The sequence below is a fragment of the uncultured Thiodictyon sp. genome, assembly GCA_903837595.1.
GTDB lineage: Bacteria > Pseudomonadota > Gammaproteobacteria > Chromatiales > Chromatiaceae > Thiodictyon.
Genome location: CAILVI010000457.1, coordinates 1 through 7,868 on the forward strand (window position 1 = coordinate 1; position 7,868 = coordinate 7,868).

8 protein-coding genes and 1 pseudogene are annotated in these 7,868 nt (G+C 66.2%); 8 read left to right on the plus strand and 1 reads right to left on the minus strand.

Annotated elements, in window-relative coordinates:
• Window positions 1–359, minus strand: a pseudogene (locus QZY44_RS27330) (Tn3 family resolvase); the annotation flags it as partial.
• A 588-nt stretch (window positions 360–947) separates the two neighbouring features.
• Between QZY44_RS27330 and QZY44_RS27335 the strand changes: the two are divergent.
• The 8 genes from QZY44_RS27335 to QZY44_RS27370 are packed head-to-tail and all read left to right on the plus strand — an operon-like array spanning window position 948 to window position 7,543.
• Window positions 948–1,415, plus strand: coding sequence for a hypothetical protein (locus tag QZY44_RS27335; protein ID WP_295455531.1), 468 nt, complete (start codon window positions 948–950; stop codon window positions 1,413–1,415).
• Window positions 1,412–1,999, plus strand: coding sequence for a CRISPR system precrRNA processing endoribonuclease RAMP protein Cas6 (cas6, locus tag QZY44_RS27340; protein WP_295455534.1), 588 nt, complete (start codon window positions 1,412–1,414; stop codon window positions 1,997–1,999). Before QZY44_RS27335 ends, cas6 begins: the two co-directional genes overlap by 4 nt.
• A gap of 41 nt (window positions 2,000–2,040) precedes the next feature.
• A complete protein-coding gene (locus QZY44_RS27345; RefSeq protein WP_295455536.1) occupies window positions 2,041–2,502 on the plus strand; it encodes a hypothetical protein in 462 nt (153 codons plus the stop codon).
• Entirely contained in the window at window positions 2,406–4,733 is a 2,328-nt protein-coding gene (cas10, locus tag QZY44_RS27350) for a type III-A CRISPR-associated protein Cas10/Csm1 (RefSeq protein ID WP_295455538.1), read from the plus strand. The genes QZY44_RS27345 and cas10 overlap by 97 nt, the downstream gene beginning before the upstream one ends.
• A gap of 13 nt (window positions 4,734–4,746) precedes the next feature.
• Window positions 4,747–5,226: a type III-A CRISPR-associated protein Csm2 gene (gene csm2 / locus QZY44_RS27355; RefSeq protein WP_295455541.1), complete on the plus strand. Its 480-nt coding sequence runs from the start codon at window positions 4,747–4,749 to the stop codon at window positions 5,224–5,226.
• A 39-nt stretch (window positions 5,227–5,265) separates the two neighbouring features.
• Complete coding sequence (csm3, locus tag QZY44_RS27360; RefSeq protein WP_295455545.1) at window positions 5,266–5,976, plus strand: type III-A CRISPR-associated RAMP protein Csm3; 711 nt, start codon at window positions 5,266–5,268, stop codon at window positions 5,974–5,976.
• 32 nt (window positions 5,977–6,008) lie between these two features.
• Entirely contained in the window at window positions 6,009–6,983 is a 975-nt protein-coding gene (locus QZY44_RS27365) for a CRISPR-associated protein Csm7 (protein ID WP_295455547.1), read from the plus strand.
• Entirely contained in the window at window positions 6,980–7,543 is a 564-nt protein-coding gene (locus QZY44_RS27370) for an RAMP superfamily CRISPR-associated protein (RefSeq protein WP_295455549.1), read from the plus strand. The genes QZY44_RS27365 and QZY44_RS27370 overlap by 4 nt, the downstream gene beginning before the upstream one ends.
• Window positions 7,544–7,868: the final 325 nt, after the last annotated feature.

The window sequence follows — 7,868 nt, forward strand, 5'->3', positions numbered from 1 at the left end:
ATGGCCGCGACGAGGGTGGCGTCGATCTGCGCCAGTTCGGCGATTGGCAAGGGGAGGGCGCGGCGCTCGCGGGCGGGGTGGAGCGTGCCGATGCCTTTCAGGACCTGGCGGACCAGGGGTGCCTTGGTGGGATCGGGAAACCCCTGGTCGCGATGCCACTGCGCGAGCGCCGCCAGGCGCAGCTTCAGCGTGTTGAGCGACAGGGACGGCGCGTACGTGGCCAGATAGCGGGCCACCGCATCGGCGGTGGCCGGCAGGAACCCGCCCCACCCCTCCTCAAAATGCCGGACGGCCGACGCATAACTGCGACGGGTGTTGTCGCGCGTGGCGGCGGCGAGGTAGTGCGCGAGCTCGGGCATGGGCGGTGGGCGGCCTGCGGGGGTTGCCAGGGTAGGGGCTTGTTGTACCGGAACCGGGCCGGTCAGCGCGGTCTTTGGCGCCTGGACGGGATAACGGCGGATTATCGCAGGTAGTGAGGCGGGCCGCGAAGGCGCGGCGCTGGTGGCTTGTCGGTATGTAAGTATGCGGTATGTACCACGGTACGCTATTCACGACGACGCCCGAAGCCGTGCCCGGACGCACGCAGATGGCGGGAGCGGTCCGCCGGAAACGCCTGGTCAGGTCCGCGACGGCAGGCGCGGCCGTCACGAGGTCGGGCTTCGAGGCGCAATGGAACGCAAGACCGAGGTAGGCCAATTTTCGGGTACAGGGTTCGATGTTCTGGGCTGGTCTAGGGTTCATCTGCGCGTGGCGGTGACGCAAGCCTGCAAAACATGCACTGCACAGCCATCCCCTCTATGATGTGGCCCCAAAGGAAACACATCGTCTACGGAAGACTCTGATTGCCCGCACCGTCCCCTTCGCGGGCCAGTGCATGGGTGGTCTGCACGGAAAATAAAGAGGACAGGACCCTATGCCGACCGCCGCACCTGCGATAGAGCGCAACAATGGATCAACCCTGCCGGTATCAACACGCCGGCCCGCTCTGCCCTTCCCCCCCACTGGCCCGCTTTCGTTTTCAACTGGAGGCGCAAGACGCCATCCGACTGCCGGACTATGCCGGCTCGGCCTGGCGCGGTCTGCTCGGCCACGGACTGCGGCGCACCGCCTGTGTGACCCGGCAACCGACCTGCACCGGGTGCCTGCTGGCCCAAAACTGCGTCTACTCGACCCTCTTCGAGACCCCGCCGGCCGCCGCCCAGGCGCAGGGCGGCTACGGCGCCATGCCGCACCCTTTCGTGCTCGACATCGACCCAGCCGCGCCCCGCACCCTGGCGCCCGGTGCGCCGTTCGATCTAACCATCCACCTGATCGGCGCCGCCATCGCGCAGGCGCCCTATCTGTCCACGCGCTCGGCCTCGCGGGCCAACAGGGCTTCGGCAGCACCCGCGGGCGCTTCGGCGTCACCGGCGTGACCTGCGAGCGCGCCCCGGGCGACGGGGTCTGGGAGCCGATCTATAACGCCCGCGAGGGCGTCTACCAGTCGCAGGAGCCGGCGCCACTCTTACCGCCGCCGGCCCCCGCGATGGCCCGACTGCGACTCGGCACCCCGCTGCGGATCAAGCGTGATCGCCATTTTCTCGGCGCACGCGATCTCACGGCCGCCGACCTGCTCCACGCGCTCTATCGTCGGCTGCGCACGCTGGCGCAACTGCAAGGCGGCGTTCCCGGCGGTGATCCAGAATGGCTCGATCCGCGCCGCGTGCCGCGTGAGCCGGACCCATTGCGCCTGCACACGCACTGGCTGCGCTGGCACGAATGGACGCGCTATTCCTCGCGTCAGGACACCCTCATGCAAATGGGCGGTCTGATCGGCGACATCGCCCTGGACGGCCCCGCCCTGCCCATGGTCTGGCCCGCACTCTGGCTTGGGCAATGGACCCATGTCGGCAAGGGCACGGCGTTCGGGTTGAGGGGATATCGCATCATCAAGGCGGAGCGGAGCAATGCAGCGAACGGGGATGAGCAAGCGGATCGCAAGCTTGCGAAAACAGACTGAAGGGGCTCACGGGGGGAGAATACCAACCCATGGATATACGCATGAATCAAGATGACCTGCTGGCCGCCTCCTGCCGTCTGGCACTCGGCGCCCTCTTGCACGATCTGGGCAAGTTCGCCGAGCGCGCCGGGATCGAAATCAATGCCGAGACGCTGGCGGTCCACCTGCAACTCTATGCCCGCCGCCAGGAGGCCGGCGGCCGGCAGTGGTATACCCACCGCCACGCCGCCTACACCGCGCTGGCGATCGACCTCCTGGAGCCGTCCTTACCCCGGCTGACCGGCAGCTCGATGACACCCTTTGCCGCCTGGCGCGGCGCGGACGCGGACGACTCGCTCATCAATGCCGCCGCGCGCCACACCAGCCCGACACCTTCCTGCAGTGGATCATCGCCACCGCCGACCGGGTGGCCTCGGGTTTCGAGCGTGAGACCTTCGACAAATATAACGACGCGGAAGAACCCAGCGGCCCCCAACTCAACCATATCAACTCCCAGCAACTGACCCTGTTCGAGCAGATCCGCCTGGCAGACGACACCTCGAAGCAGGCACCGCCGACCCTGCGTTACCCACTCAAGCCACTGTCGCCGCTCACACTCTTCCCCGTCCCGGCCAAGGACGCTGAAACCAGCGACCGGGCTGCCGCCCACGCGGAGTACCGCACCCTGTGGGATACCTTCGTCCAGGCGCTCGCGGACATCCCAGTGTCGCACCGCGCGCGGCTCGATCTGTGGCTGGATCATTTCGAGACCCTGTGGCTCACCTTCACCCACGCCATCCCCTCGGCCACCGCCTTCGGCGTCAAGCCGGAGGTCTCGCTCTACGATCACTCAAAGGCGGTCGCGGCACTCGCCGTCGCACTCTGGCGCTACCACCACGAGCGCGGCGATGACCCGGCGGCGGTCGTGACCGCGCAACGCCACCGCACCGACTGGGACCAGGACAAACTGCTGCTGATTCAAGGCGACCTGTTCGGCATCCAGGAGTTCATCTTCGCCAGCGGCGGCGAGACCCAGCGCCGTGCCGCCAAACTGCTGCGCGGGCGCTCCTTCTATGTGGGTCTGCTGACCGAATGCGCGGCCATGCGGGTACTCGATGCCCTGGCACTGCCGCCAACCAGCCAGATCACCAATGCGGCCGGCAAGTTCCTGATCGTCGCACCCCATACCGAGGCGACCCTGACCGCCCTGGCCCGGGTGCGCGCCGAACTCGACGCCTGGTTTCTGGAGCACAGCTTCGGTCAATCCGGCGTCGGCCTGGCCTGGTTGCCCGCCACCTGCAACGACTTCCTCAGCACACCGGGCGAGGCCAAGCGACACAGCCGCTTCAGTGACCTGATGAAGCGCCTCTTTGCCCAACTCGAACAGGCCAAGGCGCAACGCTTCGGCCTCTGTGGGGTCGATGCACCGGCGCCGGTCTTCGCCGGGTTTCTCGACCGCTTCGACAATACCCGCGGTGCCTGTGAGATCGACGGACGCTCCCCGGCGGTGACTGACATCACCGAGGGCGAGCGAACCATCCAGCCCAGCCGCCTGGCCAAGGATCAGATCGACCTGGGCAACTGGCTGACCGGGTTCGAGCGTCTGCTGGTCAGTCGTGAGCGGATCGTCTCCAACACCCTGGAGGTGGATCTATTCGGTTACCGCATCGGCTTCACCGGCAATGCAGAAGACACCGGGCGCTTCGGGCCGGCCGTGCAAGCCGGCAACCCGCTGCGCGCCTGGGACTTCAGCCTGCCCGACGCGGACGGCACTCGCCCACTCTGGAACGGATACGCCCGCCGCGCCATCAATGCCTATGCCCCGCGCTTTGCCGGCAACGAGGCCGCCGACCCCTGGCTGCGGGACAAATACCAGGGCTGCGACCCCGACGGCGCATTCGACCCCGCGCGCGACGAGCCCAAGACCTTCAACCACCTGGCCTGCGAGGACCTGAAGCCGGACACGGAGCACCGCTGGATCGGCATCCGTGCGCTCGCCACCCTCAAGGGCGATGTGGACAACCTCGGGCTGATCTTCCAGCAGGGCCTGGAGGCGCCGACCTTCGCCAAGATGGCCGCCCTCTCGCGCCAGATGAACGCCTTTTTCGCCCTCTACCTGCCCTGGCGCTGTCGCACGCGCTTCACCAACGCCTACACCGTCTTTGCCGGCGGCGACGACTTTTTCCTGCTCGGCCCCTGGCACGCGCAGATGGCCCTGGCCCGTGAGCTACGCAGCGACTTTGCCCGCTATGTGGCCGGCAACCCGGGCATCCATTTCTCGGCTGGATTGGCGACCACCAAGCCCGGCCTGCCGGTGCGCCACCTGGCCGAACTCGGCGAACAAGCACTGGATGCCGCCAAGACCTGCCGCCCCGAAAAGGACAGCATCACCTGTTTCGGCCAGACCGTCCCCTGGGCGACCTTCGAGGCACTGGACACGGCCGGCGCCGAACTGGCACGCCTGGACGCGGAGATCGGCCTGAGCACCGCCTATCTCTACGGCCTGCTGGAACTCATCGACAAGGCCGAGCGTGTCCACGAGCGCCCCGAGAACGCCATCTGGCACAGCCAGTTTGCCTATCGCACCGTGCGCATGCTGGAGGGCATCAAAGTACTGCGCGGCAAGGACCAGGAGGCCGAGCGCCGACGCCTGTTGCAGCAATTGGCGCAGGTCATCGCACAGCAGGGCATCGAACGCTTCGGCGGGGCCTACCGCATCCCCCTATTCACCCATCTTTACCAGGCACGCGGCTAACGAGGTCAATACCATGGCAAACGGACGTTACGACAACCAGTCACCGCGCGGCCCAGGACGCCCGGGTGGGGATCGCCAGAACTGGCGCGACGACACACCGCTCTCCAACATCGTTCAAGAGGATATTCAATTTGCCGGCCAGATCGATCCGCAATTATTCAACGAGATCGCCAAGCGCTGCGCCAAGACCATCGGCGACAACCAGAAACGTAACAAGCCGAGTCAGTTACGCCGCTTCTACGATGAATTGGTCATGTGGACCGCCAAGGTGGAGCAGAACCCGCAGCGATTCGACGAGTACCGACCCTTCATCCTCATGCTGAACGCCAAGGCGGCCTATGCCGACGGACGCGAACTGGTGGACAGCAACTTTGTCAAGCTACTTGACCATTGCCTACGCCAAGCCGCCGACGCCAAGACCTTGAACTATGCGAAGCTGTTCTTTGAGGCATTTCTCGGCTTTTACAAAGAGGTCCGCCCGCGCGAGAGTTGACCTAAGGACCACTGGCCCGTCATCGATCAGGAGAACCCCATGCAATTGACCCATATCCATAAGCTCGTCGGACAGATCGAACTCGTCAGCGGCCTGCACATCGGCGGCAGCAACACCGAGATGCACATCGGCGGCACCGACAACCCGGTCATCAAGAACCCGGTCAACAATCGGCCCTATATCCCCGGCTCCAGCCTCAAGGGCAAGATGCGCAGCCTGCTGGAGTGGTGCGCCGGACTGGTCGGCGCCACCGACGGCAAGCCCTTGGGATTTCGCGACGTCCCCCGCCTCACCCCGGACCAGCAGCCAACCGCCAAGCGACTCCTGAAGCTCTTCGGCGGCGCCCCCGAGGGCGACCCGGACCTGGCCCTGATCCGCGAGATCGGCCCGACCCGGCTGGCCTTCTGGGACTGCAATCTCGACCCGGGATGGGTGGCCGAGATGGATGGACGCAACCTGCTGCTGACCGAGAACAAGACTGAGAATGCCATCGACCGCATCCGTGGGGTCGCCGAGCATCCGCGCAACACCGAGCGCGTCCCAGCCGGTGCCCGCTTCGAGTTCCAACTCACCATCAAGGTCCATGACCACGAAGACCTCCTGGACGACCTGCTGATCGGACTCAAGCTGGTTGAACTCACCGGTCTGGGCGGCTCCGGCTCGCGCGGCTACGGGAAGCTGCGCTTCACCGGCCTGACCCTGGCCGGTGCTGACCTGCAAACCCGGCTCGATCAACTGACGCTCAACTGAGCCGGAGCGCGCCGGATGGATACCCTCGCCTTATGCCTGCGCGGCCCCTGACCGCCTTCGGCTCGCCGCTCCTGGGCGACACCCTGTTCGGCCAGTTGTGCTGGGCCGCGCGCCATCGGTTCGGCCTGCAACGGCCGCAATCGCTGCTCGATGGCTACACCGCCGGGCACCCGTTTGCGGTAGTCGCGGACGCCCTTCCGGATGGCTACCTGCCGCGCCCGGCCCTGCCGCTGTCGGCCTACCACGCGATCCCCAATGCCGATCGCAAACAGGCGAAGCGGCAGGTATGGATACCGCTAACGGCGCTGGCCCACCCACTGACCGACTGGCTGAAACACGGCCAGTCGGATCGCGACCTGATCGCCCCGTCGCCAGCCAATGGCACCACCAAGCCCAACGCCACCAGTCCCGTGCTGACGGTATTGCACCCCCAGCCCCACAACAGCATCAATCGACTCACCGGCACCACCGGGCGCGTCGACTTCGCCCCCTACACCCTGATGCAGCGCTGGCATGCCCCCGAGGTCGCACTCTGCTGCCGGGTGGTGTTCGACCCCGAGCGCATTGGAGCGGTCGAAATTATCCAACTCTTCGACGACATCGGCACCAGCGGATTCGGACGCGACGCCGGCATCGGGCTCGGCAAGTTCGCGGTCAAGACAGTCGAACGGCCCTGGCCGGCCCAGTCGCAGGCCAATGCCTGCCTGACTCTGGCGCCCTGCGCCCCGCAGGGCCTGGGCTTCGACCCCCGGCGCAGTGTCTACGAGGTCTTTACCCGTTTCGGACGGCATGGCGACATGGCCGTGAAAGAGGGTAATCCGTTCAAATCCCCGGTACTGCTCGCCCGTGCCGGCGCCATCCTCACCCCGTCGCAGTTGCCCGCGGCGCCCTTCATCGGCCAGGGCCTGGGCGGCGCTGGCCGGCTCTCGAAGGTCATCCCCGAGACCGTGCAGCAGGGCTACGCCCCCTGGGTCCCGATCCACCTGCCACTGGAGTTTGCCGCATGAGCCAAGGATTCTTGCGCACCTGGCGCCTGGCCATCACCCCCCTGGCGCCCGTGCATATCGGCACCGGTGAGGACTACGAGCCGACCCAGTATGTCATCGACGGCAACCGTCTGTTCACCTTCAGTCCCGAGGCCGCGCTGCGCGCACTGCCCGAATCCGCCCGCGCCGACCTGCTCAAAATACTCGAAGGCCCGCCATCCGTCGCACTCATCAAGCAGGTGCAGGGCTTTTTCCATCGCCATCGCGAGCGACTGATTCCCGAGACCGAGCACGTCATCCCGGTCCTGCCCAGCATTGCCGCCGAGTATGCCGAGCGCGTCGGCAAGACCGCCCAACGCGAGCAAAGCGGACGCGAGATCATCAACCAACTGCGCATTGCCCGCACTTATGGCGACCCGGCCACACGCCGGCCGATCCTTCCGGGCAGCAGCCTCAAGGGGGCGATCCGCACCGCATTGTTGGACAGTGTCAATGATGGCGCATCACTCTCTCCCACGGAAAGGGACCTGCCGCCCCCCAAGCGAAACCGGGCGATGCAGCAACGGCTATTTCGTGCCTGACAGGAAACTCGCATTTTCCAGCGCCGTCTATTCGCCGCGCCGGGGAACTCCGCGGTCGATTCATCCCGGACGACGCGCGTATCTGCAATTAATCCCAAACGCGTCAGCCGAATGAGAGCGACTTGCATTGCGGGTGAAGTCCGGGCACACTCCTCCCACAGACTGCATTCCCAATGTCCGGTAACGGTGCTTAAGCGGCGCGACGAAAGGGAACGCGCTGTCGCTCCCGCGCCTCTGCTTCTTGCTGGCGTAGCAGGGCGCCGACCCGCTGAATATTGCGTGCCACCACCGCCAGTGCGACACAGCGCTTGAAGCCGTCGATGCC

Coding starts and splice junctions, on each gene's coding strand:
- QZY44_RS27335 (WP_295455531.1), top strand. CDS start 948: ATGGATCAACCCTGCCGGTATCAACACGCCGGCCCGCTCTGCCCTTCC.
- QZY44_RS27345 (WP_295455536.1), top strand. CDS start 2,041: ATGAATCAAGATGACCTGCTGGCCGCCTCCTGCCGTCTGGCACTCGGC.
- csm2 (WP_295455541.1), top strand. CDS start 4,747: ATGGCAAACGGACGTTACGACAACCAGTCACCGCGCGGCCCAGGACGC.
- csm3 (WP_295455545.1), top strand. CDS start 5,266: ATGCAATTGACCCATATCCATAAGCTCGTCGGACAGATCGAACTCGTC.
- QZY44_RS27365 (WP_295455547.1), top strand. CDS start 6,009: ATGCCTGCGCGGCCCCTGACCGCCTTCGGCTCGCCGCTCCTGGGCGAC.
- QZY44_RS27370 (WP_295455549.1), top strand. CDS start 6,980: ATGAGCCAAGGATTCTTGCGCACCTGGCGCCTGGCCATCACCCCCCTG.